Source organism: Rathayibacter sp. Leaf185, assembly GCF_001423885.1.
Classification (GTDB): domain Bacteria; phylum Actinomycetota; class Actinomycetes; order Actinomycetales; family Microbacteriaceae; genus Rathayibacter.
The window spans coordinates 818,177-843,937 of the sequence record NZ_LMPP01000002.1; the positions used below are offsets into that span (position 1 = coordinate 818,177).

The window sequence follows — 25,761 nt, forward strand, 5'->3', positions numbered from 1 at the left end:
ACGGAAGGAAACACGTGACAGACACGGTGCTCACCAGGAGCGGGACGACGGACGACGCCCTGTGGTGGCGGCAGGCGGCGGTGTACCAGATCTATCCGCGGAGCTTCGCGGATGCGAACGGGGACGGGATCGGCGATCTGGCCGGGATCATCCAGCGCATCCCGTACCTCCGCGCGCTCGGGATCGACGCGGTCTGGCTCAGCCCGTTCTACCCGTCGGCGCTCGCCGACGGCGGCTACGACGTGGCCGACTATCGCGACGTCGACCCGCGGATCGGCACGCTCGCCGAGTTCGACGAGATGACGGCGCTGCTGCACGACGCCGGGATCCGCGTGATCGTCGACATCGTGCCGAACCACTCCTCCGATCTGCACCCGTGGTTCCAGGAGGCGCTCGCCGCCCCGAAGGGATCGCCCGAGCGCGAGCGCTACGTGTTCCGCGACGGCCGCGGCGAGTCGGGGGAGCTGCCTCCCAGCGACTGGGAGTCGGTCTTCGGCGGTCCCGCCTGGGAGCCGGTCGGCGACGGCCAGTGGTACCTGCACCTGTTCGCCAAGGAGCAGCCCGACTGGAACTGGGACAACCGCGAGATCCGCGACGACTTCCTCGAGACCCTCCGCTTCTGGTCCGACCGCGGTGTCGACGGGTTCCGCATCGACGTCGCGCACTCGCTGGTGAAGGATCTGACCGAGCCGCTCGCCGCCTCCGCCGACCTCGTCGAGCAGCGCCTCGACGGCAGCCACCCGTTCTGGGACCGCGACGAGGTGCACGAGGTGTACGCCGAGTGGCGCGCCCTCTTCGACTCGTACGATCCGCCGCGCACCGCGGTGGCGGAGGCGTGGGTCGACGCGTCCAGGCGCGCCCGGTACGCGAGCCCCGAGGGCCTCGGTCAGGCGTTCAACTTCGATCTGCTCGAGGCCGACCTCGACGCCGGCACCTTCCGCCGGCTGATCTCGTTCAACCTCGAGCTGGCCGCCGAGTCGGGCTCGTCGACGACCTGGGTGCTCTCGAACCACGACGTGGTCCGGCACGCGACCCGCTACGGGCTGCCCTCGCAGGGCGAGGCTCCGATCGCCCCCGCGAAGCAGTGGCTGCTGAGCGGTGGCGCGGAGCCGGCTCTCGATCGCGAGAAGGGCCTGCGTCGCGCGCGCGCTGCGACCCTGCTGCTCCTCGCCCTGCCCGGTTCGGCGTACCTCTACCAGGGCGAGGAGCTCGGCCTGCACGAGGTCGCCGGCATCCCCGACGCCGACCGCCAGGATCCGACGTTCTTCCGCAGCGGCGGCACCGACGTCGGCCGCGACGGCTGCCGGGTGCCGCTGCCGTGGGAGTCGACGGGCACGTCCTTCGGCTTCGGTCCGGGCGGCGCCCACCTGCCCCAGCCCGCCTGGTTCGCCGACGCCTCCGTCGAGGCCGAGGAGCTGAGGGAGGAGTCGACCCTGTCGCTCTACCGCCGCGCCCTCGCCCTGCGGCACGCGCTGCAGACCGACGAGCAGCTGGAATGGCGCGACAGCGCGGAGGGCGTGCTGCACTTCGCGCGCCCGAACGGCTGGCGCTCGGTGACCAACCTCGGCGCCTCCGACGTCGCGCTGCCCGAGGGCGAGATCCTGCTGGCGAGCGGACCGCTCGATCGCGTGCTGCCTCCGGACACCACCGTCTGGCTGCGCTGACGAGAACGACGAAGGCGCTCCCGCACGCGTGTGCGGGAGCGCCTTCGTCGTGTTCCGGCTAGTGGGTCGACGGGTCCTGCTCGACCTCGGTGCGGTCACCCGACCACAGCGTGTGGAAGGTGCCCTCCTTGTCGACGCGCTGGTAGGTGTGCGCGCCGAAGAAGTCGCGCTGGCCCTGCACGAGCGCGGCGGGGAGGCGCTTGGACGCGAGCGAGTCGTAGTACGACAGTGCGGCGCCGAAGCCGGGGATCGGGACGCCCGAGAGCGCGGCGGTCGAGACGATACGGCGCCAGGCGGCCTCGCCGTTCGCGACGGCGTCGGCGAAGTACGGGTCCTCGAGCAACGTGGTGATGCTCGCGTCCTCGGCGTAGGCGTCGACGATCCGGTTCAGGAACTGGGCGCGGATGATGCAGCCCGCGCGCCAGATCTTGGCGACGGCGCCCTTGTCGATCTCCCAGCCGTACTTCTCGGCGCCGGCGATGATCGCGTCGAAGCCCTGCGAGTAGGCGACGACCTTGGAGGCGTAGAGGGCGGCGCGCACGTCGTCCTCGAAGCCGTCGTAGAGGGCGACGGGGGTCGGTCGCGAGGTGACGCGCTTCTGCACCGCGGCGCGCTGCTCCGGCTTCGACGAGACGGCGCGGGCGAACACGGCCTCGGCGATGCCGCCGACGGGGACGCCCAGGTCGAGAGCGTTCTGCACGGTCCACACTCCGGTGCCCTTCGAGCCGGCCTGGTCGAGCACGACGTCGATGAACGGCTCGCCGGTGTCGGCGTCGACCTGGCGGAGGACCTCGGCGGTGATCTCGATCAGGTACGACTCGAGGTCGCCCTTGTTCCACGCGTCGAAGACCTCGGCGATAGCGGCGGGCTCGTGGCCGCCGACGGTGCGGAGCAGGTCGTACGCCTCGGCGATCAGCTGCATGTCGGCGTACTCGATGCCGTTGTGGATCATCTTGACGAAGTGGCCGGCGCCGTCGGTGCCGATGTGCGTGACGCACGGCTCGCCCTCGGCGACCGCGGCGATCGAGGAGAGGATCGGTCCGAGCGTCTTGTACGACTCGACCGAGCCGCCGGGCATGATCGACGGGCCCTTGAGCGCGCCCTCCTCGCCGCCCGAGATGCCGGTGCCGACGAAGTGGATGCCGGTCTCGCGGACCGCCTTCTCGCGGCGGATGGTGTCGGTGAAGAGGGCGTTGCCTCCGTCGACGATGATGTCGCCGGGCTCGAAGACCTTCGTCAGCTGCTCGATCACGGCGTCGGTGCCGCGGCCGGCCTGGACCATGATGATCGCGGTGCGCGGGGTCTGCAGCGACGCGGCGAAGTCCTCGATGGTCTCCGAGGCGACGAAGCCGGCCTCGGGGTGCTCGGTGATCAGCGTCTCGGTGCGCCCGTACGAGCGGTTGAAGACGGCGACGGTGTTGCCCTCGCGGCTGGCGAGGTTGCGGGCGAGGTTCGAGCCCATCACCGCCAGACCGACGACTCCGATGTTGGCGGTGGCGGTGGGCTTGTCAGACACGGTTCTCCTCGACGTACGCGTTCAGGGTCGGAATCAGGGTATCGCCGGGCCCCCGCGCGGTGCCCGGTGATCTGCGCACGTCCGTCGCGATCGCGCCGCACGGCCGTGCGGCGAGGGAGCCTCCGGCCGTCGAGACCGCCTCGCAGGGCGGGCCGCCTCGACGGTCCGGGGTTCCCCCGGGGTCACGCGCCGTGCTCGGCGGGCACGCGCTCCGAGGGGATCGGCGGCGGCGGAGGAGTGCCGTCGCCGAAGGGGCGCCCACCGAGCTCCTCGCGACCCGAGGGCACGAGCCAGCCCGACAGGTCGGGGCCCTTGGGGACCACTCCGGTCGGGTTGATGTCGCGCTGCACCTCGTAGTAGTGCGACTTGATGTGGCTGAAGTCGATCGTGTCGCCGAATCCCGGAGTCGCGAACAGGTCGCGTGCGTAGCCCCAGAGGGCGGGCATCGCCGAGAGCAGGTTCCGGTTGGCCTTGAAGTGGCTGTAGTAGACGGCGTCGAAGCGCGCGAGCGTCGTGAAGAGCCGCACATCCGCCTCGGTGATGGTGTCGCCCACCAGGTAGCGCTGGGTCGAGAGGCGCTCCTCGAGCCAGTCGAGGCGCGCCCAGAGCCGGTCGTAGGCGCGCTCGTACGACTTCTGCGATCCCGCGAAGCCGCACTTGTAGACGCCGTTGTTGACGTCGTGGAACACGAGCTCGGCGACCTCGTCGATCTCGTCGCGGTGCTTCTCCGGGTAGAGGTCGGGCGCGCCGTCGCGGTGGAAGGCGGTCCACTCCGTCGAGAAGTCGAGCGTCATCACCGGATAGTCGTTGGTGACGACCTCGCCGGTCGGGATGTCGACGATCGCCGGCACGGTGATGCCGCGCGGGTAGTCGGGGAAGCGCTTGAGGAACGCGTCCTGCAGGCGCGGGATGCCGAGCACCGGATCCACGCCGCCGGGATCGAGGTCGAAGGTCCAGCTGCGCTTGTCGTGGGTCGGGCCGCAGATCCCCATCGAGAGGGCGTCCTCGAGGCCGAGCAGGCGGCGCACGATCACGGCGCGGTTCGCCCACGGGCAGGCGCGCGAGACCACGAGGCGGTAGCGGCCGGCCTCGACCGGGAAGCCGTCGCGGCCGTCGGCGGTGATGCGCGTCGGGATGTAGTTGGTGTCGCGGTGGAAGCCGTTCTTCTCCACGTACGAGCCGAAGTCGTCAGTCGTCATGCCCGCACGGTAGCCATCCCGGCTGAGTGCCCGGGGGAGCGGTGGCGGGTGGGCGCGCCGAACCGGTAGGGTGGGCAGCTGAACTTCGGCGAGGGATGCGCACGTGCATCCGTGATCGACGCGGTGGAAGCAGGCGAAGCGCCCCGAGAGGGTCGCCCCGGACTTTTCCTCACGCTGACATGCGTTCGAGTCGAAACCCCGTCCGTGGCCCTCGGCCACGACCCGATCAGGCGGCGCCTCGCGCCGCCGAGGAGAACATCATGGCTGAACTGACCAACAAGGTCGTCGTCGAGGTCCGCACCTCGTTCGGCAAGGGAGCGGCCCGCAAGATCCGCGCCCAGAACAAGATCCCCGCCGTCCTCTACGGCCACGGCACCGAGCCGCAGCACGTCACGCTGCCCGGCCACCAGATCCTCCTGCTGACCCGCAAGGCGAACGCGATCCTCGAGCTCGACATCGACGGCGTCGCGCAGACCACCCTGGTCAAGGACATCCAGCGCGACCCGGTGCGCCAGATCATCGAGCACATCGACCTCGTCGTCATCCAGCTCGGCGAGAAGGTGACCGTCGACATCCCCGTGCACGTCGAGGGCGACGCCGCTCCCGGCACCCTCGTCTCGCTCGAGGCGAACACCCTCTCGCTCGAGGTCGACGCCACCAAGATCCCGCAGAACATCGTGGTCTCGGTCGAGGGCCTCGAGGAGGGGACCCAGATCCTCGCGAAGGACATCGAGCTCCTCGACAACGCGACGCTGCTCACCGACCCCGAGGCGCTCGTGGTCAACGTGACCGCCGAGGTCGAGCAGGACCTGGGCGAGGACGACGAGACGCCGGCCTCCGGTGACGTGGTCGCCGAGACCGCCGAGTAGTCAGCACCACCCCGCACGGACGGGCCCGCCGCGATCGCGTGCGGGCCCGTTCCGCGTCCGGGCTCCCTTCACGAGAGCTCCGTCCACGAGAGGAACGACATGGGAGACACCTGGCTGGTCGTCGGTCTGGGCAATCCGGGCGCGCAGTACGCCCGCAACCGGCACAACGTCGGCCAGATGGTGCTCGACGAGCTCGCGACGCGGATCGGCGGCTCGTTCCGCCGGCACAACCGCGCGAACGCCGTGGTCGCCGAGGGCTTCCTCCGCCCCGGCGGGCCGAAGTTCGTGCTGGGCAAGCCCAACAGCTTCATGAACCTCTCGGGCGGCCCGACGGCGCAGCTGCTCGACTTCTACTCGCTCGAGCCCTCGCGCCTCGTCGTCGTGCACGACGAGCTCGACATCCCCTTCGACACCCTCCGCCTCAAGCAGGGCGGCGGCCACGGCGGTCACAACGGCATCCGCGACATCCTCGCCTCGACCGGAGGCGCCGACTTCGTCCGCGTCCGCGTCGGCATCGGCCGTCCGCCCGGCCGCCAGAGCGCCGCCGACTTCGTGCTGAAGGACTTCGCCGGCCCCGAGCGCGACACTCTCCCCATCCTGGTCGCCGAGGCGGCCGACGCGGTCGAGCTCATCGCCGACTCGGGCCTCTCGGCCGCGCAGCTCAAGTTCCACACGAGCGGCTAGCCGCCGATCGAGCGCAGGCCTGCTGCCACCGGTACCGTGGCCGGGAGATCGAGGGGGTCGGGATGAGCGAGTCGTTCTTCCGCGAGGTCGAGCCGCGTCCGTACGACGAGGACGACCATCTGCCGCCGTTCGACATGCCCGCCTGGACCGGTCCGCCCTGGCACCGTGCACCGGGGATCGTGCTCCTCGACCACGAGCTGGGCCGCTCCGACACCACCGTCGTCTCGCTCGAGTCCGCTCGTTGCTTCGAGGAGGGCGTGCTGCTGCGTCTGACCGTGCGGGTCGCCGACACCGGTCGCCGCGCCCGGCAGCGCGTGTTCGAGTACCTCGAGCGCGCTCACGGACGCGGCCGGCTCGACGAGCGCTTCGCCCCCGACGGCCTGCGGTGGGGCGTGGCGTTCTCCGACGGCCGCACCGTGACGACGCAGGACGAGTCGCCGTGGGCCGGCGCGGAGGACATCCACGACACCAGGATCGCGGGGCCCGTCCTCGAGGGCGGCGGCCGACCCTCCGTCTTCATGGACACGTGGTCGCGCGACGTCTGGCTGTGGCCCCTGCCGCCGCTCCCGGCCCTCCACGTCGCCGTCGAGTGGCCCGCCCGCGGCATTCCCGAGATCGTGACCGCCCTCGACGTAGCGCCCCTGCTCGACGCCTCCGCCCGCTCCCGCCCCCTCTGGCCCACCCCACCCGCCTGACCGCGCCTCCGACTCGTCACGAACGGTCGCCTCAGCTCCCTCGACCCGACCCTTCGCGACGGATGGAACGCCCCACTCCCCGAGGAGCACGCGGAGGCCTGGAGCAGCCGACGCACCCCGCCCCGTGGAACGCACCACGCTCACGAGCCGACTGCGCTGCGCCGGGCGGGGACCGGCGTAGACGGAGGACCTCCGACAGCGGCCCACCGGGCCGATGTCAGAGGTCCGCAGTAAACTCGCACAGTGCCCCTCAACGAGATCATCTCGGCGCTTTCGCGCGCCTCCACGTTCGACGCCGCTCTCGCGTACTCGGTGCGCGATGCCGATTTCTCCGTGGCCGACGGGCTCCGCGTACCGCTGCTCGCAGGCCTCCTCGAGCGGCGTGCCGAGGCTGGCCGTCCGCAGGCCGCCCTGGTCGTGACCGCGACGGGCCGCGACTCCGAGAACATCCGGGCCTCCCTCGGCTGCGTGCTGCCCGAGGCCGAGGTCGTCGAGTTCCCCGCGTGGGAGACGCTGCCGCACGAGCGTCTCAGCCCGAGCGCCGAGATCGTGGGGCGCCGGCTCGACGCGCTCCGCCGGATGAAGCAGTGGACGGGGGAGCGCCCGCTGGTGGTCGTCGCCTCCGTGCGCGCCGCCCTGCAGCCCGTCGCCGACAACCTCGCCGACATCGAGCCGATCCGCCTGGTGAAGGGCACCCGCGGCTACGATCTCGGCCGCATCGCCGCCGAGCTGGTCGACCTCGCCTACGCGCGCGTCGACATGGTCACCCGGCGGGGGGAGTTCGCCGTCCGCGGAGGCATCCTCGACGTGTTCCCGGCGGTCGCCGAGCACCCGAGCCGCGTCGACTTCTTCGGCGACGAGGTCGACTCGATCCGGGCCTTCTCGGTCGCCGACCAGCGCTCCCTCCCCGGCGAGTCCGACTCCGTCGTCCTGCCGCCGAGCCGCGAGCTCCTGCTCGTGCCGGCCGTGCGCCAGCGCGCCCGCGAGATGCTGCACGAGTTCCCGAGCCTCTCGGGTCTGCTCGCGAAGATCGCCGAGGGCATCCCGGTCGAGGGCATGGAGTCGCTCGCGCCGGCGCTCCTCGAGCGCCTCGTCCCGATCTCGCACTACCTCCCCGAAGGGGCCGCCGTCGCGGTCCTCGCCCCCGAGCGTGTCGCGACGCGCGCTATCAGCCTCGCCGAGACGAACCGCGAGTTCCTGCAGGCCGCGTGGAGCGCCGCGACCGCGGGAGCCGAGGCTCCGATCGACCTCGCCTCGGGTGAGTTCATCTCGCTCGGCGCCCTGCGCGACGCGGTGAAGTTCAGCGCCCCGGGTGCCGCGGCGCCCGACCACCCGTGGTGGACCATGAGCACCTTCCGCCAGGGTCCCGCCGCGGGCGAGGCCGAGGTGCTCCCGGAGGATCTGGGGATCGACGAGATCCTCGCCGTCCGCGTCGAGGGCGAGCCCGTCCCCGGCTTCGGCGGCAGCGTCGAGGGCGCGCTCGCGCACGTGCGATCGCGCCTCGCCGAGGGCTGGACCGTCGTCCTCACCGCTCCCGGCACCGGCACGGTGGAGCGCACCGACCAGGTGCTCGCCGAGCACGAGGTCGCCGCCCGCATCGTCGCCGACCTGCCCGGCACTCTCGACTCCGGTCTCGCGTACGTGCTGCAGGCCTCCGTCGACCACGGCTTCGAGGTCGAGGAGGCGAAGCTCGCCCTGCTCACCGACACGGAGTTCTACGGGCGCACCGTCGGCTACGACTCCCGCGCCGTCAAGAAGCTCGCATCGCGGCGCAAGAACGTCGTCGATCCGCTGCAGCTCACGCCCGGCGACCACGTCGTCCACGCCACTCACGGCATCGGGAAGTTCGTCGAGCTCTCGCAGCGCGAGGTCTCGAGCGGCGGGCGCAACGCCGTCAAGACGCGCCGCGAGTACCTGGTGCTCGAGTACGCGCCCAGCAAGCGCGGCTTCCCTGGCGACAAGCTCCTCGTCCCGACCGACCAGCTCGACCTCCTCTCCCGCTACGTCGGAGGCGAGGCCCCCGCGCTCAGCAAGATGGGCGGCAGCGACTGGGCGCAGGCCAAGAGCAAGGCGCGCCGGGCCGTCCGCGACATCGCGGTCGAGCTCGTCAAGCTCTACTCGGCGCGGATGGCGTCGCGCGGGCACGCGTTCCCGCCCGACACTCCGTGGCAGCGCGAGCTCGAGGAGGCGTTCCCGTTCGCCGAGACCCCCGACCAGCTCACGGTGATCGACGAGGTGAAGGCCGACATGGAGCGGCCGATCCCGATGGACCGCCTCCTGTCGGGCGACGTCGGCTTCGGCAAGACCGAGGTCGCCGTGCGCGCCGCCTTCAAGGCGATCCAGGACGGCAAGCAGGTCGCGATGCTCGTCCCGACCACGCTGCTCGTGCGCCAGCACCTCGAGACGTTCCAGGAGCGCTTCGCCGGGTTCCCGGTGCATCTGCGCGCGCTCAGCCGATTCCAGACGCCCAAGGAGTCGAAGGAGACGATCGACGGCCTGGCCGACGGCACGGTCGACATGGTCATCGCGACCCACCGCCTCCTCTCCGACAACATCGCCTTCAAGGACCTCGGCCTGCTCGTGATCGACGAGGAGCAGCGCTTCGGCGTCGAGCACAAGGAGAAGCTGAAGGCGCTGAAGAAGGACGTCGACATCCTCTCGATGAGCGCCACCCCGATCCCGCGCACGCTCGAGATGGCGGTGACGGGCATCCGCGAGATGTCGACGCTGGCCACCCCGCCCGAGGAGCGCCACCCCATCCTCACGTTCGTCGGTCCCTACTCCGAGAAGCAGATCTCGGCCGCGATCCGCCGCGAGCTGCTGCGCGAGGGCCAGGTCTTCTTCGTGCACAACCGTGTCTCGACGATCAACCGGGTCGCGTCGCAGCTGGCCGAGCTGGTTCCGGAGGCGCGTATCGCGGTCGCGCACGGCAAGCTCAGCGAGACCCAGCTCGAGCGCATCATCGTCGACTTCTGGGAGCGCAAGTTCGACGTGCTGGTCTCGACCACCATCGTCGAGACCGGCCTCGACATCCCGAACGCGAATACCCTGATCGTCGACCGCGCCGACAAGTACGGCCTCTCGCAGCTGCACCAGCTGCGCGGCCGGGTGGGCCGCGGCCGCGAGCGCGCCTACGCCTACCTCCTCTACGACGAGATGAAGCCGCTGAGCGAGACCGCGCACGACCGTCTGCAGACCCTCGCCGCCAACTCCGACCTCGGCGGCGGCATGCAGATCGCGCTGAAGGACCTCGAGATCCGCGGAGCGGGCAACCTGCTCGGCGGCGAGCAGTCCGGCCACATCCAGGGCGTCGGCTTCGACCTCTACCTGCGGATGATCGGCGAGGCCGTCGACACCTTCCGCGGCGACGTGGCCGAGGGGCAGACCGAGCTGCGTCTCGAGCTGCCGGTCGATGCGCGGATCCCCGAGGAGTACGTCGACAGCGAGCGGCTGCGCCTCGAGGCGTACCAGAAGCTGTCGGCCGCGACGTCGCCGAACGCCAAGGAGGGCAGCGTCGACCTCGTGGTCGAGGAGCTCACCGACCGCTACGGCGAGCTCCCGGAGGCGGTCGAGAACCTGATCCTCGTGTCGCGCCTCCGGATGCGCGCGCAGGCCGCCGGGCTCAGCGACGTGGTGGCGATGGGCTCGAACGTGCGCGTCGCGCCGGCGCACCTCGCCGACTCGATCCAGGTGCGGCTGCGCCGGATGTACCCGGCCGCGAAGTACCTCCAGCAGGCCAACGCGGTGGTCGTGCCGATGCCCGTGCTCGACGGAGTGCCTCTCGGCGACCGCGCTCTGATCGAGTGGGTGCGCACCCTCCTCGACGCCCTGTTCCCGGAGCCGGCCACCGTCGCGAGCTGACCCGCCGAGCGGGTCTCCGCTCGGGTGCGCGACCCCTGCCGAGCGGAGACTCGCAGAGCCGGCCCGCCGGCGCCGGGGGCCTACTCTGAGCGGACCGCCGACGGAAGGACGAGCCATGCCGACTCACGACGAGACCCCTGCTCCGCACATCCCCGCGCCCGATGAGCCGAGCATCCCGGAGCTCGAGGTCGACGAGACGATCGCGCCGCGCCCCGAGGAGGAGGTCGCCGACCTCGCCCGGGCCGAGCCCGATCTCGAGGACCACACCCCCTGATCCGTTCCGCGAGTCTCCGCTCGACGTCATGACGACGCCGGAGCGGAGACTCGCGGAGGGTTTCAGTGCCCGAAGTGCGCCCGGACCTCGGCCTTCCAGCGGTCGCGGTCGGTCTCCGAGATGAACGCGGCGTCGAACGAGTTCAGCGCCAGCGTCTCGATCTGCTCGTCGTCCATCCCGAGCTCCTCGACCAGGGCGCGGTAGTTCGCGTCGACGTAGCCGCCGAAGTACGGCGGGTCGTCGCTCGACACCGTGGCGACGAGCCCGGCCTCGAGCATGGCCGGCAGCGGGTGGTCCTTCATCGTGTCCACCGCGCGCAGTGCCACGTTCGACAGCGGGCACACCGTCACGGGGATGCCCTCGACGCGCAGCATCGTCACGACCGCGGGATCCTCCATCGCCCGGATCCCGTGGTCGATCCGCTCGACCCTGAGCAGCTCGAGCGTCTGGGCGACCGTCTCGGGCCCGCCCTCCTCGCCCGCGTGCGCGACCAGGTGCAGCCCCTCGGCGGCGGCACGCGCGTACACGTCGACGAACAGCTCCGGGCCGAAGCCGACCTCGTTCGAGTCGAGCCCCACGCCGATGATGTGCTCGCGGTAGGGGAGGATCGCCGTCAGCATCTCGTCGGCGGCATCGGCGCCGAGATCGCGCAGGAAGCACATGATCAGGTCGGTCGAGATCCCGTGGGTCTCCTCGCTCCGCCCGAGCGCGCGGGTGAGCCCGGCCATGACGGTCTCGAGCGGGGTCCCGTTGCCCAGGTGGGTCTGCGGGTCGAAGAAGATCTCGGCCCGGCGCACGTTCGCGACCTTCGCGCGATCGAGGTAGCCGGTGGCGAGCTCGAAGAAGTCGCGCTCGGTCTTGAGCACGGTGAGGTTCGAGTAGTGCAGATCGAGGAACGAGCCCAGATCCGTGAAGGAGTAGCGCGCGCGCAGGGCGTCGAGATCCTCCGTCGGCAGCGTGACGCCGTTGCGGCGCGCCATCTCGACGATGTGCTCGGGCTCGATGGTGCCCTCGATGTGGATGTGCAGTTCGGCACTCGGCGGTGCGCCCCGCTCTGGCGTCATGGTGTCTGGCACGGTGATCCTGTTCCTGGATGCGCGGCGCACCCGCCGACACGCTAGCGGTGCCGTGTTACGAGCCGATGACCGGGCGGCGTCCGTGCAGGCGGGCGTAGTGCCGCGACCGCAGCGACACCAGGATCGCGGCGATCACGATGCTGATCCCCGAGCCGAGCAGCACGGCGAGCGTCCCCTCGTCGGCGACCTCGGGAGAGTCGGCGAAGGCGAGCTCGTTCATCAGAAGCGACACGGTGAAGCCGATCCCGCCCAGTGCGCCCACGACGAGGACATCCGCGAACTGCAGCGCCTCGCGATCACGGCGCACGGCGAGCGCCCCGCTGACTCCTCCGGCGATCGCGATGCCGAGCAGCTTGCCGACCGGGAGTGCCAGGACGATCGCCCAGAACGCGGGACTGAGCTCGTCGATCCCGAGCTGCGGGATCGCCACGAGCGCGGCCGAAAGCGCGAACACCGGCAGCACGACGCCGTTCGACCACGGCTCGAGCACGTGGTGCACGCGCCCCGCGGGCCGGCGGGTCATCACCAGGCCCAGCGCGACTCCGGCGATCGTCGCGTGCACACCGGAGCGGTAGGTCAGGTACCAGGCCACAGCGCCGATCAGCACGAGCAGCACGATCAGCGGCCACACCGGTCGCCGCGCGAGCAGCCACGGCGATCGCGGGCGCAGGAGGCGGCTCACCAGCCCGAAGGCGGCGACCGCGAGCACCGCCCCGCCGAGCATCACGAGATCCGCGTCGGCCGTGAAGAACACGGCGATGATCAGGATCGCGACCAGGTCGTCCAGCACCGCGAGGGCCAGGAGGAACACCCGCACCCGAGTCGGGATCGCCGATCCGAAGAGGGCGAGCACCCCGAGCGCGAAGGCGATGTCGGTCGCGGTCGGGATCGGCCAGCCGCCGCCGAGACCGGGCTCGCCCGAGAGTCCGACGACGAGCAGGTAGACCCCGGCGGGCACGGCGACCCCGCCGACCGCCGCGATCGCCGGCAGCAGCGCCTTGCCGGCCGAGTTCAGCTCGCCGATCACCAGCTCGCGCTTGAGCTCGATGGCGACGAGGAAGAAGAACACGGCGAGCAGCCCGTCGCTGACGATGTGACCGATCGAGATGTCGATGCCGGGGAGCACGAGGTGCTCGTCCTGAGCGGCGATCAGGGCGGGACCGACGGGCGAGTTCGCGAGGGCGAGCCCGAGCACGGCGGCCCCGAGCAGGAGGAGCGCCGAGATGCGCTCGGAGCGCAGGGCGGAGGAGATGCGGGGCATGGCGGCCTTGTCGTCGATGTCGGCCGGGCCGACGGAGGGGAGGGGGAACGTGCTCCGCGAGGCACTCGCGGGCCGACCAGACTTCCCGGCACTCCGCTCACGAGTTTAGTCGAGGATGGTGGACATGTCTCCGCTCCTCACCGCACGCCGAACGGCTCGGCTCCCGCCCGTCGAGGGTCCGCTGATCGATCTCCGCGAGGTCTCGGTGCGGACGACCGAGGGAGTCCTGCTCGCCCCGACCTCGCTGCGGGTCGAACCGGGCGAGGTCCTCGCCGTGACGGGGTCGAACGGCAGCGGCAAGACCACGCTGCTCCGGGTGATCGCCGGGCTGCTCGCACCGACCGAGGGTGCGGCACTGGTCGCCGGCCGCCCCGCCGACGAGCGGACGCCTTCGCACCGCCGCACGGTCGCGGCGCTGGTGCAGACGCCTCCGCTCGAGCGCGACCTGACCCTCGAGGAGCACCTCGCGATGGTCGCGGTGTCGTGGGGTGCGCGCATCCCGGAGGCGCGCGAGCGGGCAGCGCGAGGGCTCGCCGCACTCGACCTCGCTCCGCTCGCCCGCCGCTTCCCGCACGAGCTGTCCTCCGGCCAGCGGCAGTCCTTCTCGCTCGCGCTGGTCCTCGCCCGCCCGTCCGACGTGCTGCTGCTCGACGAGCCCGAGCAGCGGCTCGACGCCGATCGGGTGCCGCTCGTCGTCGAGGTGCTGCGGGAGGCTGCGCAGGACCGGGCCGTGGTCATCGCGACCCACAGCCCCGTGATCACCGAGGGTCTGGCCACCCGCGTTCTCCGGCTGGGGGAGTCGTGACGATCGCCGCCGTCCGCTCGGCCTACCGCTCCCGGGCCGGCCGCCGTCGCGCGGGCGCCTACTCCGGCTACCTCGCCGCGATGCTCCTCGTCGTCGTCGTCCTGCCCACGGCGCGAGCCCTCGCGATCACCCTCACCGACCCGGCGGTCGGGCCCGCCCTCGCCACGGTCGACCTCGGTGCGCTGATCGCCGTCGCCGCCGGAGCCGCGATCCCGGTCGCCGTCCTGCTCGGTCGCGCCCGCGGCCCGGCCGTCGACGCGCCCCACCCGACGGCGCTGCTCCTCGCCACCGAGGCGCGGCGCTGGCACGTCCTGCGGCGCTCGGTGGTCGTGTCGGGCGCCCTGGCGGCCGCTGCAGCCGCACTCGCGGCCACCGCCCTCGCGCTCGCCTCCGGCTCGCCGCTGCTGCCGGCCGCCCTGGCGGGTGCGGCCTTCGGTGTGCTCCTCACCGTCGCGGCCCTCGCGGGTCAGTGCCTCACTCCGCCGCGATCCGCCGTGCTCGCCGCGGTGCTCGTACTCCCCGTCCTCGCTGTGCCTGCGCTCCCGTTCACGCCGGGCGGCCTCGTCGCCCTCGCCGTCGCCGGTGCGCCGTCAGCGGCTGTGTCGATCGTGGCCCTCGCGGTTCTGGTGGTGCCGCTCGCGCCCCGACTGCTCGACGACGCCTCCGGCCCGTCGCTCCTCGCGCAGTCCCAGCGCTGGCGCTCCGCCGTGACCGGTGCCGCCAACGGCGACGTCGCAGACGCCCTCTCGGGCTACCGCTCGCTCCCGCGCCGCAACCGGTGCGTCCAAGCCGTCCGGGTCGGCCCCTTCCCGGTGACGGTCGTGGTCCGCGACGCGGTCGGCGCCCTGCGCACGCCTGGTCGCTCCGCCGCGGCCGGCCTCGCCCTCCTCGCCGCAGGAGCAGCGGTGGCCGTCGCGGCCGTCGCGCCGCCCTCGCTCCTCGCGATCCCCGCCGCCCTCGCGGGAGTCCTCGCCTACCTCGGTGCGGGTGTGTGGAGTGACGGCTTCCGGCACGCCGCCGAGACAGCGGGGCAGACCGCCTTCGTCGCGACGCCTCCGTTCGAGCTGCTCCTGCTGCACGGCGTCCTGCCGCTCGCGCTCGCCCTCACCCTGGTGACGGTCGGCGCGCTCCTGCTCTCCGGCGGCGCACTCGCCCCGGCGGCCGCGACGGCCCTCGTCGCCGTCGCCGCCCGGGCGATGGACGCCACCCGCGGTGCCCTGCCACCGCGGCTCCTCTCGCCGATCCCGATGCCGATCGGCGACGGCGCCGGCGCGGCAGTGCTGCTCTGGAACCTCGCCGCGCCGCTCGTCAGCGCAGGCGCGGCGGTCGCGGTCGTCGTCGCCCCCGGGCCGCTCATCCTCGCGCCGGTCGTCGCCCTCACCTGCCTCCTCGTCGCCCGCCGTCGGCTCGCGAGCGCCTGAGCGCCGACGACCGGGTGCGAGGATGGCCCGGTGACCGACCACCCCCGGCTCGACGAGCTCATCCGCACCGTCCACGTCCTCCGCGCCCCGGGCGGCTGCCCCTGGGACGCCGAGCAGACCCACGAGTCCCTCGTGCGCTACCTGATCGAGGAGTCGCACGAGCTCGTCGACGCCATCGAGGCGGGGGAACGCGACGACCTCGTCGAGGAGCTCGGCGACGTGCTCTACCAGGTGCTGTTCCACGCCGACCTCGCCGCCGACGGCCCCGAGCCGTTCACGATCGAGGACGTCGCCGCGCACATGAACGCCAAGATGATCGGCCGCCACCCGCACGTCTTCGGCGACGCGACCGCCGAGACCGCCGACGACGTCATCGCCGTCTGGGACGAGCTGAAGAAGGTCGAGAAGCCGCACCGCACGAGCGTGCTCGACGGCATCCCGCAGGGGATGCCCGCCCTCGCCCTGGCCGACAAGGTCATCGGCAAGGCGACGACCCTGGGCATAGTGGATGCGGGGGAGGGGCCGCTCCCGATCGACTCCGAGGACGACCTCGGGCCGCTCCTGCTGGCGATCGTCGCCTCCTCCCGCGCGCGCGGACTCGACGCCGAGCGCGCCCTCCGCACCGCCGTCCGCGACCTCCAGGACGAGATCCGCGCCGTGGAGCAGGAGCGCCGCGAGGAGTGATCGCGCACAACATCAGCTGAGAGGGGTCGTCGCGCGCCATCGTGCGTGAGACGGCTTCTCAGCTGACGTTGTGCCGCCCTCAGGCCACCCGCCGCCCGCGCGGCAGCCGCGCCGCCGGCGTCGCCGTGCGCCGGATCGCGCCGAGGATCAGCCCGACCGCCAGCACCAGCTGCAGCGCCAGCCCGACGAACCACGACGGCACTGTCTGCTCGAACACCTCCTCGGGGGTGAGCGCGACGGAGGAGGAGTAGTCGCTGCACTCGATCTCGACGACCTCCTCCGGCGGTATCTGCGCCTGGCGCACGAGGAGCGAGATCGACCCGAACAGGTCGTCCGGCTGCCCGTACTCGCCGAGCTCGGGCGGGACGGCGTCGGCGAGGACGACGAACGGATTCACGGCGAGAAGTCCCCAGTAGAGATCCGCCCGGGCGACCTGCGTCTCGTAGCTCTGACCGCAGTAGCCGTCACTGCCCGGAGTCGACCCGACGAACACGGTCCGCTGGGTGGTCTGCGTCACGGCCGTCAGCAGCCCGAACGCGATCAGCGATCCGACGCTCAGCGCGGCCACCACCAGGTAGGTCGTGACCACCGACATCAGCGGCCGGTCGAGGATCCCGCTCAGCCCCACTCCGATCGCCGCGACCACCCCGAGCTGCACCGAGAGCACCAGCACCGACACGACGGCCGAGACGGGCGACACCCCACCGACCAGCACGGCGATCAGGAGGAACGGCACCGTGCTCGCGAGGAACGCCAGCGCGACCAGCCAGGCCGAGACGAGCTTGCCGATCACCAGCTGTGACGTGGTGACGAGCGTCACCTGCGTCGTGGCGAGCGTCCCGGCGTCGCGGTCGCCGTTGATCGCCGTGCCCGACAGTGCGGGAGTCACGAGGCTGCCGAGCAGCAGCACGAAGTACATCAGGATCGAGTAGATCCAGCCGCCGACGCTCGCTCCGCTGCCCGTGAGCACGCCGGTCGCCACGATCAGCAGGGCGGTGACGGCGCCGACGAGCACGAAGAACAGCGCGAGCAGCACGAACGACGAGGCGCCGCGCACCCGCTGGGCGAGCTCGAGCCCCAGGACGATCCGCACGCCCCTGAGGAACGGCAGCGGGCGGGCGGTGGTGGCGGTCATCGTGCCTCCTCCGTGCTCGTGCGCGTCAGATCCGAGAAGGTGTGCTCCAGCTCGCCGACGGCCGGAGCGAAGCGGCTCACCGCGACTCCGGAGGCGACCAGCCGGCTGAGCAGGAGGGCCGCGGCCGCATCGTCGGCCACCGGCACGAGCACGGCGTCGCGCTCGACCTGCACCCGCACCCCGGTCAGCTGCTCGACGGAGGCGGCGAGCTCGGCTCCCCGCGGCGAGACCGCGTCGATCCGCCAGGCGCGCAGCGACCGGGCCGCCCGCGCGACCGCCTCGCTCGAGGCCGTCGCTCCGGCGTCGAGGTACACCGCGGCCGTCGCCATCTCGTCGAGCTCGGCCAGCACGTGGCTCGAGACCAGCACGGTGCGTCCCTCGTCGGCGAGACGGAGGACGAGGTCGCGCAGTGCGATCCGCGCTCCCGGATCGAGCCCGGACGCCGGCTCGTCGAGCACCAGCACCGACGGGTCGTGCACGAGGGCGCGGGCGAGGCTCAGCCGCTGCTTCTGCCCGCGCGACAGCACGCGGGTCGGGCGGTCCGAGAACTCGACGAGGTCGACCTCGTCGAGCAGCTGCAGGGCCCGCGCCTCCGCGGCGTCCCGCGACAGCCCGTAGAGCAGTCCGGTGGTGCGGAGGGTCGCCCGCGACGTCAGCGTCGCCCATGACCCGAGGACGTCCGGCATCCACCCCAGGGCCGCACGGACGGCGGCCGGATCCTCGACCGGATCGTGCCCCGCGACCCGCAGGACTCCGGCGTCGGGCCGGAGCAGCGTCGCCAGCAGGAGCATCAGCGTGGTCTTGCCGGCCCCGTTCGGGCCGATCAGCGCCGTCACCTCGCCGGGTCGCGCCTCGAAGCTCGCATCCCGCACCGCGTGGACGGAGCCGAACGCGCGTGAGACCCCCTCCGCGACGATCCCCTCGTGTCTCCCGTGCTCAGCCATCGGACCCTCCCCGTCCACCCGCGCGAACCCCTGATCCCGCGAGCGCCGCGAGCCTAGCCGACCCCTCCGACACGGAGTCGACCCGTGCCGGTCTGGAAGAATCGCAGGCATGGCCTCCCCGATCACCCCGCCCCGCGGTATGCGCGACTTCCTCCCCGCCGACAAGGCGAAGCGCGAGCACGCGCTCGGAGTCATCCGCCGCGTCTACTCCGCGCACGGCTTCGACGAGATCGAGACCCCGGTCGTCGAGGACTTCGAGCGCCTGCACTCCGGCCTCGGCGGCGACAACGAGAAGCTGGCCTTCAGCGTCCTGCGCCGCGGGATCTCGCGCGACGACCTCGCCGCGGCCGCCGACTCCGACGACGCCTCCGCCCTCGCCGACCTCGGCCTGCGCTTCGACCTCACCGTGCCCCTCGCCCGGTTCTACGCGACGCACCGCTCCGAGCTGCCGACGGTGTTCCGCTCGGTGCAGATCGCCCCGGTCTGGCGGGCCGAGCGCCCGCAGAAGGGCCGCTACCGCCAGTTCGTCCAGTGCGACATCGACATCATCGGAGAGCCCGGGCAGCTGGCCGAGGTCGAGCTGATCACCGCGACCGCCGCCGCGCTCGACACCCTGGGCCTGCGCGAGTGCACCATCCGCATCAACGACCGGCGAATCCTCACGGGGATCCTCGAGTACTGCGGTTTCGCCCCGGAGCGCTTCGGCCCCGCCCTCATCTCGATCGACAAGCTCGACAAGATCGGCGCCTCCGGGGTCGTCGGCGAGCTCGAGGCCGACGGCGCCGATGCGGCGGCGGTGCTCGGCGGCTACCTGTCCCGCATCGAGGAGTCGATCGCCGCCGGGGGAGTTCCGCTCGACGAGCCCGCGATCCTCGATGTCCTGCCCGAGGGAATCGACCAGGAGGCGGTGATCGCGCTCGTGACGCTCGCCCGGTCGCTCCGCTCGCTTCCCGCGGGCGTCTCGCTCCGCTTCGATCCCACCCTCGTGCGCGGCATGGGGTACTACACGGGCACCATCTTCGAGATCGCGCACCCCTCCAGCGGGTCCTCGGTCGGCGGAGGCGGCCGCTACGACGGCATGATCGGCCGCTTCCTCGGCCAGGACGTCCCGGCGTGCGGCTTCTCGATCGGCTTCGAGCGCATCGTCGAGCTGATCGACGTACCGGCCGACGAGCGCCAGGACGCGGTCGTCCTCGTCCACGAGCGCGACGCCGCCCCCGAGACTCTGCTGGCTCTCAAGCAGGAGCTGATCGCCCAGGGCTCCCGGGTCCGCCTCGAGCGCCGCTCGAAGAACCTCACGCCTCTGCTCGATCGCGCGACCGCCGCCGGCTTCACGCGCTTCGCCCTCGTGCCTCGCGATGCCTCCGCCGTCGAGGGACTGACGTTCAAGGCGCTCGGCTGACCCGCTGAGAGAGGTCTCACCCGATCCGCCGGTCGACGGGGGCGGATCGGTCGTCGGCTTGTCCGATCCGTGAGAGCCTTAACCCCCGCGAAATCTGCGGACACACCTGAGAAATCTCCCGAGGATAGCGTCGAGGCACCCGATCGGCGCGACTTGGCGCGCCTCGACGGGTACCGCGAGCCGCGACCCCCGCACTCAGCACCCCGCATCACAGCAGCATCACCGCAGCAGCGCTGACGCACCTACCCGAGGAGTCCTCTTGACCCTGTCGCCCTTCCGCACGCCGAACTTCGATCGCCGCAGCCTCCTCCGCATGGCCGGCGTGGCGGGTCTCGCCCTCGGCGGTGCCACCGTGCTCGCCTCCTGCTCCTCCGACGCCTCGGCCGGAGGCACGGCCGACGGCGCCGACCTCGGCACACTCAAGGTCCAGCTGTCGTGGATCAAGAACGAGGAGTTCTCGGGCGAGTTCTTCGCCGACTCGAAGGGCTACTACACCGACGCCGGCTTCTCGAGCGTCACCCTCACCGCCGGCCCCTCGACCGGCACCGCCGAGTTGCTCTCCGGCTCGGCCGACGTCGCGCTGAGCGACGCCGTCTCGGTCGGCACTGTGATCGCTCAGCAGGAGGCGCCGCTGAAGATCATCGGTGCGACCTACCAGAAGAACCCGTTCACGGTCCTCTCGATCGCGACCGCCGGCAACATCGCGACCCCCGCCGACCTCAAGGGCAAGAAGATCGGCGTCCAGGCGTCGAACACCTCGCTCTTCCAGGCGCTGCTCGCCGCGAACGACCTCTCCGAGTCGGACCTCACGGTCGTCCCGGTCGAGTACGACCCCTCCGTCCTCATCAACGGCACCGTCGACGGCTTCATCGCCTACCTGACCAACGAGGCGATCACCGTCGCGAACGAGGGCTACGAGGTCGTCAACCTGCCCTTCGCCGACAACGGCCTCCCCTTCGTCGCCGAGACCTTCACGGTCAGCGACCAGTCCATCTCCGAGAAGCGCGACGCCCTCAAGGCGTTCCTGCTCGCCGAGATCAAGGGCTGGACCGACGCGGTCAAGGACCCGGAGGCGGGCGCCATGCTCGCGATCGAGACCTACGGCAAGGACCTCGGCCTCGACGAGGCAGCCTCGAAGCAGGGCGCGACCATCCAGGCCGAGGAGCTCGTCGTCTCGGACGACACCGCCGCCAACGGCCTCTTCACCATCTCGGAGGACCTCCAGGCCGAGACCGTCGCCTCCCTCGCCGGAGCCGGCATCGACATCGAGGCCTCCGACCTCTTCGACATGTCCCTCCTCGCCGAGGTCTACGAGGAGAACCCCGACCTCGTCGACTACACGGCCTGATCCCACAGCGCTGATCTCTTCGGCGCACTGCCGCCCGATCTCGCCGGGCATCTGATCCACCTCCACGAAGGGCACCACTCGTGACCGAGACGACCGACGCCGGCATCCTGAGCGATCAGGGTGCCGGCGGCACCGGCATCCAGATCCACGGCCTGTCGAAGACGTTCCGGATGGGCTCCCGCAGCGTGACGGCGCTGCAGGACACCGACCTGCACACCGATCAGGGCAGCTTCCTCGCGCTCCTCGGCCCCTCGGGCTGCGGCAAGTCGACGATCCTCCGCATCCTCGCGGGGCTGGAGGAGCCCACGTCGGGCTCCATCCGGGTCGACGGCCGCACCCCGAAGGAGCTGCGGCGCGACAACAAGCTGGGCATCGCGTTCCAGGACCACGCTCTGCTGCCCTGGCGCAGCGTGATGTCGAACATCCGCCTCCCGTTCGAGATCGCGGGCAAGTCGGTCGACCAGTCGTACATCGACGAGCTGATCGACCTCGTGGGCCTCCGCGGGTTCGAGAAGGCGAAGCCGGCGCAGCTCTCCGGAGGCATGCGCCAGCGCGTCTCGATCGCGCGCTGCCTGATCCTCAAGCCCGAGGTCCTGCTGCTCGACGAGCCGTTCGGCGCGCTCGACGACATGACGCGGCAGAAGCTCAACCTCGAGCTGCTGCGCATCTGGACCGAGAAGCCGGCCACCACCCTGCTCGTCACGCACGGCATCTCGGAGGCGATCTTCCTCTCCGACCGCGTCGCCGTGATGAGCCCGCGTCCGGGCCGGGTCAAGGAGATCATCGACATCGATCTCCCGCGCCCGCGGACTCCCGAGATGCAGCGCACCCCCGAGTTCCACGCCTATGTCGACCAGGCCTCCGAGCTGCTGTTCGGCGACGGTGGCGCGGCCGCCGACGACCACTGATGGCGGTCACGACGAGCGCGACGCCGACCGTGCGGCGCTCCTTCTCGCTCCCGCCGTGGGCCTCCGGGCTCCTCGGCGTCCTCGGCATCGTCGCGATCTGGTGGGTGATCGCCCTTCTCACCGCGCCGACCGGCGGCACCACCTACGCCGTCGTCCCCACGCCGATCCAGGTCGCGCAGACCGCGATCGACGACGGCGTGGGCTTCTACTGGACCAACTTCTCCGTCACCATCGGCGAAGCCGCGGTCGGCTACTTCTGGGGCAATCTCCTCGCCCTCGTCCTCTCGGCCCTCGTCCTCGTCCTGCCGTGGCTGGAGGGGGTCGTCTCGCAGCTCGCGGTCGTCACCTACTGCGTTCCGATCGTCGCGATCGGCACCCTGGTCCTCCTCATCCTCGGCGGATCCGACGCGCCGGGACAGCCGAGCGCCACGGCGACCTTCCTCGCGGGGCTCTCCGTCTTCTTCACCACCGTCGTGGGCAGCCTCCTCGGCCTGAAGGCGGCCGACAAGGCATCGCTCGACGTGGTGACCGTCTACGGCGGCACACGATTCACCCAGCTGCGCAAGGTCCGCCTGATCGCCGCGCTGCCGAACATCCTCTCGGCCCTGCAGATCGCCGTCCCTGCGGCGTTCCTCGGTGCGATCCTGGGCGAGTACTTCGGCAAGATCGAGACGGGCGTCGGGCCGATCCTGGTCGCGGCGCAGGTGTCGCTCAACTCGCCGCGCGTCTGGGCGCTCTTCCTCCTCTGCGCGGGAGTCGCGCTCGCCGGCTACGGCCTCGTCGGCCTCATCGGCCGTCTCGTCGCTCCGTGGTCCACAGGAAAGGAGGCGTGACATGACCGCCACTACTGACAGGACGGCCCAGCAGTCGACCGACACGACGATCATCGCGGTCGACGAGCTGCGTCGACAGCTGCGCAACGCGGCCCTCGGCGCCACCCTGAAGAGCCTGCGCAAGAGCTTCCTGATCGCGCTGTCGACCGTCGTGATCGTCCTCGCGATCTGGATCGGCGTCATCCTGTTCAGCGGAGTCTCGCCCTACGTCATCAAGGGTCCGTGGGACGTCTGGGCGCACCTGATCACCGACGACTCCGCGGCCGAGCACCGGGCGGAGCTCGGCGGCCTCTTCGGCATCACGATGGTGGACTCGTTCATCGGGTTCGCTGCGGGACTCGTCGTCGCGATCCTGGTCGCGATCCTCTTCCGCCTCTCCAAAGGAGTCGAGCACGCGCTGATGCCGTTCGCGCTGCTGCTGCGCTCCGTGCCGCTCATCGCGATGGCGCCGCTCATCATCCTGGTCTTCGGCCAGGGCACGGTCGCGTCGGTGGCCGTCGTCGGCGGCATCGTGGTGCTCTTCCCGGCGCTGGTCACCATCGCCTTCGGCCTCAACAACGCGTCGCCGCAGATGCTCGACGTCGTCTCGGTCTACGGGGGCTCCACGCTGACCGCGATCCGCAAGGTCGCGATCCCGGGCGCTCTCCCCTCCCTGTTCGCGGCGATCCGAGTCTCGGTGCCCGGGGCGATCACCGGTGCACTGCTCGCCGAGTGGCTCTCCACCGGAGACGGGATCGGCGGCGAGATCGCCGGCTGGACGAACCAGGCGAGGTTCGACGACATCTGGTCGGCGGTCGTCATCGTGACCGGCGTCTCGCTGATCCTCTACATGGTCGTGCAGGTCATCGAGACGTTCGTGCTCTCGCGGATGTCCCTCTCGCTCTCCTGATCCGCTCGGCTCTCGACCTGCTCCGCGAGATGCCTCTTCGGTACGCGCTCACCGGCGTGTCGTGTACTCGAGTGGCATCTCGCGGAGCCGGACCGGGCGTGAGCCCGCGCGTCAGACGGTGACGATCGCGTCGATGCGGCGGCCGGCCAGGAGCTCGCGGCCGCCGAGGCCGTCGAGCTCCATCACGACGGCGATGCCCTCGAGGCTCCAGCCGGCCCGCTCGATCAGGCGGCAGCTCGCGTCGAGGGTGCCGCCGGTGGCGAGGATGTCGTCGACGAGCAGCAGCCGGGAGCCGACGGGCACCGCGTCCTCGTGCACCTCGAGCGTGGTGGTCGCGTACTCGAGGGTCGCCTCCTCGCGGAGCACCCCGCGCGGCAGCTTGCCCGGCTTCCGGATGGTCACGACGCCGAGTCCCGCGGAGTAGGCGGCGGCCGCGGCGAGCAGGAAGCCGCGCGCCTCCACCCCGGCGATCGCGTCGATCCGCCCGAGGTAGGGCTCGATCAGCGCATCGGCGACCGCGCGCAGCGCCGGGCCGTCACCGAAGACGGGAGTGAGATCGCGGAAGAGGATGCCCGGCTTCGGGAAGTCGGGGACGACCTCCGTGAGGCTCTCGACGAGGGCGGCGGCGGTCGTGGTCACGGGGATCCTCCGGTCGGCTGGCTGCGGCCCTGGGAGTCTACGGGCGCCCCCCGTTCGCCGTCCGCCGTTACTCCAGGCGTCGGAGGCGGTCAGTAGACTCCTTCCCGACCGCTCCCGCCCTCCTGGGAGCCCACCCGTCAAGAGGAGATAGTTGTGGCCCTTATCGAGGCAGTCGTCGCCCGAGAAATTCTGGACTCCCGTGGCAACCCCACGGTCGAGGTCGAGGTCCTGCTCGAGGACGGCGCGTCCTCGCGAGCGGCCGTCCCGTCCGGCGCCTCGACCGGTGCCTTCGAGGCCTACGAGCTGCGCGACGGCGACGCCGGCCGCTACCTCGGCAAGGGCGTGCAGAAGGCCGTCGACGCGGTCATCGACGAGATCGGCCCCGCCATCGAGGGCTTCGACGCCACCGACCAGCGTCTCGTCGACGCCGAGCTGATCGAGCTCGACGGCACCGAGAACAAGTCGCGCCTGGGCGCGAACGCGATCCTCGGCGTGAGCCTGGCCGTCGCCAAGGCCGCCGCGCAGTCGGCCGACCTCGACCTCTTCCGCTACGTCGGCGGCCCCAACGCGCACACGCTGCCCGTCCCGCTGATGAACATCATCAACGGAGGCGCGCACGCCGACACCGGCGTCGACATCCAGGAGTTCATGGCCGTCCCGCTGGGCGCCGAGTCCTTCTCGGAGGGCCTGCGCTGGGGCGTCGAGATCTACCACGCGCTCAAGTCGCAGCTGAAGAAGGCCGGCTTCGCCACCGGACTCGGCGACGAGGGCGGCTTCGCCCCCGACCTGCCCACCAACCGCGAGGCGCTCGACTTCATCCTCAAGGCCGTCGAGTCGGCCGGGTTCACGCCCGGCACCGACATCGGGCTCGCGCTCGACGTCGCCTCGTCGGAGTTCTTCGAGGACGGCGCGTACACGTTCGAGGGCAAGAAGCTCTCGGCCGAGGAGCTCTCGGCGTACTACGCCGACCTCGTCGCCAACTACCCCCTCGTCTCGATCGAGGACCCGCTGGACGAGGACGACTGGGCCGGCTGGACCCACCTCACCGCCGAGATCGGCGAGAAGGTGCAGCTCGTCGGAGACGACCTCTACGTCACCAACCCGGTGCGTCTGGCCCGGGGCATCGCCGAGAAGGCGGGCAACTCGATCCTGGTCAAGGTCAACCAGATCGGCACGCTCACCGAGACGCTCGACGCCGTGGCCCTCGCCCAGCGCAACGGCATGACCGCGATCCTCTCGCACCGCTCCGGTGAGACCGAGGACACCACGATCGCCGACCTCGCCGTCGCGGTGGACGGCGGCCAGATCAAGACCGGCGCGCCCGCGCGCTCCGACCGCGTCGCGAAGTACAACCAGCTGCTGCGCATCGAGGAGATCCTGGGAGGCGCCGCCACGTACGCGGGTCGCTCCGCGTTCCCGCGCTTCACCGCGTAGTCTCGCCACGCCGGAGCGGCCCCGGAGCCTCTGCACTCACGTGCGGGCGCCGGGGCCGCTCCCGTTCCCGCCCGTCGCGCGCCCGACGCCGTTCCGCCAGAGGAGGCATCCGCCATGGCCCGTCCGCCCCGCCGCCCCGCCGCCCCGGGCAGCGCCCCGCGCCCGAGCTCGCCGGGGGCGGAGCAGCCGAAGCCTGCGTCCTCGAAGCAGGCTCGGACGG

Annotated in this window: 22 protein-coding genes; 15 read left to right on the forward strand and 7 right to left on the reverse strand. The window is 71.6% G+C overall.

All coding sequences use genetic code 11. The annotated features are described in order from the left end of the window. The first annotated feature begins 14 nt into the window (after positions 1–14). Complete coding sequence (locus ASG06_RS11105) at positions 15–1,664, forward strand: glycoside hydrolase family 13 protein (protein ID WP_056041990.1); 1,650 nt, start codon at positions 15–17, stop codon at positions 1,662–1,664. 58 nt (positions 1,665–1,722) lie between these two features. Here ASG06_RS11105 and gndA read toward each other — a convergent pair whose 3' ends face one another. Both gndA and ASG06_RS11115 read right to left on the reverse strand, forming a co-directional pair. Next, entirely contained in the window at positions 1,723–3,180 is a 1,458-nt protein-coding gene (gndA, locus tag ASG06_RS11110) for an NADP-dependent phosphogluconate dehydrogenase (protein WP_082499141.1), read from the reverse strand. A gap of 182 nt (positions 3,181–3,362) precedes the next feature. Beyond that, positions 3,363–4,379: a glutathione S-transferase family protein gene (locus tag ASG06_RS11115; protein WP_056041991.1), complete on the reverse strand. Its 1,017-nt coding sequence runs from the start codon at positions 4,377–4,379 to the stop codon at positions 3,363–3,365. Positions 4,380–4,639: 260 nt separating this feature from the next. On the opposite strand from ASG06_RS11115, the gene ASG06_RS11120 reads away from it, so the two are divergent. The 5 genes from ASG06_RS11120 to ASG06_RS19995 all read left to right on the forward strand — a co-directional run bounded on the left by ASG06_RS11120 (position 4,640) and on the right by ASG06_RS19995 (position 10,762). Continuing rightward, entirely contained in the window at positions 4,640–5,248 is a 609-nt protein-coding gene (locus tag ASG06_RS11120) for a 50S ribosomal protein L25/general stress protein Ctc (RefSeq protein ID WP_156465952.1), read from the forward strand. Positions 5,249–5,347: 99 nt separating this feature from the next. Beyond that, positions 5,348–5,932, forward strand: coding sequence for an aminoacyl-tRNA hydrolase (gene pth, locus ASG06_RS11125; RefSeq protein WP_056041994.1), 585 nt, complete (start codon positions 5,348–5,350; stop codon positions 5,930–5,932). Between the two features lie 62 nt (positions 5,933–5,994). Then, complete coding sequence (locus tag ASG06_RS11130) at positions 5,995–6,627, forward strand: hypothetical protein (protein WP_056041997.1); 633 nt, start codon at positions 5,995–5,997, stop codon at positions 6,625–6,627. Between the two features lie 243 nt (positions 6,628–6,870). After that, positions 6,871–10,488, forward strand: coding sequence for a transcription-repair coupling factor (mfd, locus tag ASG06_RS11135; protein WP_056041999.1), 3,618 nt, complete (start codon positions 6,871–6,873; stop codon positions 10,486–10,488). Positions 10,489–10,603: 115 nt separating this feature from the next. Continuing rightward, the gene (locus tag ASG06_RS19995) at positions 10,604–10,762 is read left to right on the forward strand and encodes a hypothetical protein (RefSeq protein ID WP_156465953.1); all 159 of its coding nucleotides are present in this window, start codon (positions 10,604–10,606) and stop codon (positions 10,760–10,762) included. A 62-nt stretch (positions 10,763–10,824) separates the two neighbouring features. Here the strand turns inward: ASG06_RS19995 and ASG06_RS11140 are convergent, their stop codons facing one another. Beyond that, positions 10,825–11,838 carry an adenosine deaminase gene (locus ASG06_RS11140; RefSeq protein WP_231727680.1) on the reverse strand — a complete coding sequence of 338 codons (1,014 nt, stop codon included), beginning with the start codon at positions 11,836–11,838 and terminating at the stop codon, positions 10,825–10,827. 55 nt (positions 11,839–11,893) lie between these two features. Beyond that, complete coding sequence (locus tag ASG06_RS11145; RefSeq protein ID WP_056042003.1) at positions 11,894–13,099, reverse strand: Na+/H+ antiporter NhaA; 1,206 nt, start codon at positions 13,097–13,099, stop codon at positions 11,894–11,896. 124 nt (positions 13,100–13,223) lie between these two features. Here ASG06_RS11145 and ASG06_RS11150 point away from each other — a divergent pair, with 124 nt between their 5' ends. From ASG06_RS11150 to ASG06_RS11160, 3 genes are read left to right on the forward strand one after another with little or no spacing between them, the layout of a single operon-like run. Then, positions 13,224–13,904, forward strand: coding sequence for an ABC transporter ATP-binding protein (locus ASG06_RS11150; protein ID WP_082499142.1), 681 nt, complete (start codon positions 13,224–13,226; stop codon positions 13,902–13,904). Beyond that, positions 13,901–15,325 (forward strand): hypothetical protein, encoded by a 1,425-nt coding sequence (locus ASG06_RS11155; RefSeq protein ID WP_056042005.1) that lies wholly within the window; start codon positions 13,901–13,903, stop codon positions 15,323–15,325. The genes ASG06_RS11150 and ASG06_RS11155 overlap by 4 nt, the downstream gene beginning before the upstream one ends. A 30-nt stretch (positions 15,326–15,355) precedes the next feature. Beyond that, positions 15,356–16,009, forward strand: coding sequence for a MazG family protein (locus ASG06_RS11160; protein ID WP_056042009.1), 654 nt, complete (start codon positions 15,356–15,358; stop codon positions 16,007–16,009). 79 nt (positions 16,010–16,088) lie between these two features. Here the strand turns inward: ASG06_RS11160 and ASG06_RS11165 are convergent, their stop codons facing one another. Both ASG06_RS11165 and ASG06_RS11170 read right to left on the reverse strand, forming a co-directional pair. Beyond that, complete coding sequence (locus ASG06_RS11165; protein ID WP_056042011.1) at positions 16,089–17,144, reverse strand: ABC transporter permease; 1,056 nt, start codon at positions 17,142–17,144, stop codon at positions 16,089–16,091. After that, positions 17,141–18,088, reverse strand: coding sequence for an ABC transporter ATP-binding protein (locus ASG06_RS11170; RefSeq protein WP_056042013.1), 948 nt, complete (start codon positions 18,086–18,088; stop codon positions 17,141–17,143). The genes ASG06_RS11165 and ASG06_RS11170 overlap by 4 nt, the downstream gene beginning before the upstream one ends. A gap of 109 nt (positions 18,089–18,197) precedes the next feature. Between ASG06_RS11170 and hisS the strand changes: the two genes are divergently transcribed. The 5 genes from hisS (at position 18,198) to ASG06_RS11195 (ending at position 23,468) form a co-directional block, all read left to right on the forward strand. Beyond that, positions 18,198–19,490 carry a histidine--tRNA ligase gene (hisS, locus tag ASG06_RS11175; RefSeq protein WP_056042015.1) on the forward strand — a complete coding sequence of 431 codons (1,293 nt, stop codon included), beginning with the start codon at positions 18,198–18,200 and terminating at the stop codon, positions 19,488–19,490. A gap of 259 nt (positions 19,491–19,749) precedes the next feature. Then, the gene (locus ASG06_RS11180; RefSeq protein WP_231727681.1) at positions 19,750–20,838 is read left to right on the forward strand and encodes an ABC transporter substrate-binding protein; all 1,089 of its coding nucleotides are present in this window, start codon (positions 19,750–19,752) and stop codon (positions 20,836–20,838) included. Between the two features lie 170 nt (positions 20,839–21,008). After that, positions 21,009–21,746 (forward strand): ABC transporter ATP-binding protein, encoded by a 738-nt coding sequence (locus ASG06_RS11185; RefSeq protein WP_082499196.1) that lies wholly within the window; start codon positions 21,009–21,011, stop codon positions 21,744–21,746. Beyond that, positions 21,746–22,579 carry an ABC transporter permease gene (locus ASG06_RS11190; RefSeq protein ID WP_056042019.1) on the forward strand — a complete coding sequence of 278 codons (834 nt, stop codon included), beginning with the start codon at positions 21,746–21,748 and terminating at the stop codon, positions 22,577–22,579. Before ASG06_RS11185 ends, ASG06_RS11190 begins: the two co-directional genes overlap by 1 nt. Before the next feature lies 1 nt (position 22,580). Continuing rightward, the gene (locus tag ASG06_RS11195) at positions 22,581–23,468 is read left to right on the forward strand and encodes an ABC transporter permease (RefSeq protein ID WP_197409403.1); all 888 of its coding nucleotides are present in this window, start codon (positions 22,581–22,583) and stop codon (positions 23,466–23,468) included. Positions 23,469–23,579: 111 nt separating this feature from the next. On the opposite strand, the gene ASG06_RS11200 is transcribed toward ASG06_RS11195, so the two are convergent. Beyond that, positions 23,580–24,107, reverse strand: coding sequence for an adenine phosphoribosyltransferase (locus ASG06_RS11200; protein WP_442965604.1), 528 nt, complete (start codon positions 24,105–24,107; stop codon positions 23,580–23,582). A 153-nt stretch (positions 24,108–24,260) separates the two neighbouring features. Between ASG06_RS11200 and eno the strand changes: the two genes are divergently transcribed. Next, positions 24,261–25,541, forward strand: coding sequence for a phosphopyruvate hydratase (gene eno / locus ASG06_RS11205; RefSeq protein WP_056042023.1), 1,281 nt, complete (start codon positions 24,261–24,263; stop codon positions 25,539–25,541). Positions 25,542–25,761: the final 220 nt, after the last annotated feature.

What these genes read in the sequence shown, in the direction of transcription:
- ASG06_RS19995 (WP_156465953.1), top strand. Translation starts at nt 10,604, where the DNA reads ATGCCGACTCACGACGAGACCCCTGCTCCGCACATCCCCGCGCCCGAT.
- ASG06_RS11195 (WP_197409403.1), top strand. Translation starts at nt 22,581, where the DNA reads ATGACCGCCACTACTGACAGGACGGCCCAGCAGTCGACCGACACGACG.
- ASG06_RS11115 (WP_056041991.1), bottom strand. Translation starts at nt 4,379, where the DNA reads ATGACGACTGACGACTTCGGCTCGTACGTGGAGAAGAACGGCTTCCAC.
- ASG06_RS11165 (WP_056042011.1), bottom strand. Translation starts at nt 17,144, where the DNA reads ATGACCGCCACCACCGCCCGCCCGCTGCCGTTCCTCAGGGGCGTGCGG.
- ASG06_RS11120 (WP_156465952.1), top strand. Translation starts at nt 4,640, where the DNA reads ATGGCTGAACTGACCAACAAGGTCGTCGTCGAGGTCCGCACCTCGTTC.
- hisS (WP_056042015.1), top strand. Translation starts at nt 18,198, where the DNA reads ATGGCCTCCCCGATCACCCCGCCCCGCGGTATGCGCGACTTCCTCCCC.
- ASG06_RS11185 (WP_082499196.1), top strand. Translation starts at nt 21,009, where the DNA reads ATGGGCTCCCGCAGCGTGACGGCGCTGCAGGACACCGACCTGCACACC.
- ASG06_RS11145 (WP_056042003.1), bottom strand. Translation starts at nt 13,099, where the DNA reads ATGCCCCGCATCTCCTCCGCCCTGCGCTCCGAGCGCATCTCGGCGCTC.
- ASG06_RS11150 (WP_082499142.1), top strand. Translation starts at nt 13,224, where the DNA reads ATGTCTCCGCTCCTCACCGCACGCCGAACGGCTCGGCTCCCGCCCGTC.
- ASG06_RS11130 (WP_056041997.1), top strand. Translation starts at nt 5,995, where the DNA reads ATGAGCGAGTCGTTCTTCCGCGAGGTCGAGCCGCGTCCGTACGACGAG.
- ASG06_RS11170 (WP_056042013.1), bottom strand. Translation starts at nt 18,088, where the DNA reads ATGGCTGAGCACGGGAGACACGAGGGGATCGTCGCGGAGGGGGTCTCA.
- pth (WP_056041994.1), top strand. Translation starts at nt 5,348, where the DNA reads ATGGGAGACACCTGGCTGGTCGTCGGTCTGGGCAATCCGGGCGCGCAG.
- ASG06_RS11190 (WP_056042019.1), top strand. Translation starts at nt 21,746, where the DNA reads ATGGCGGTCACGACGAGCGCGACGCCGACCGTGCGGCGCTCCTTCTCG.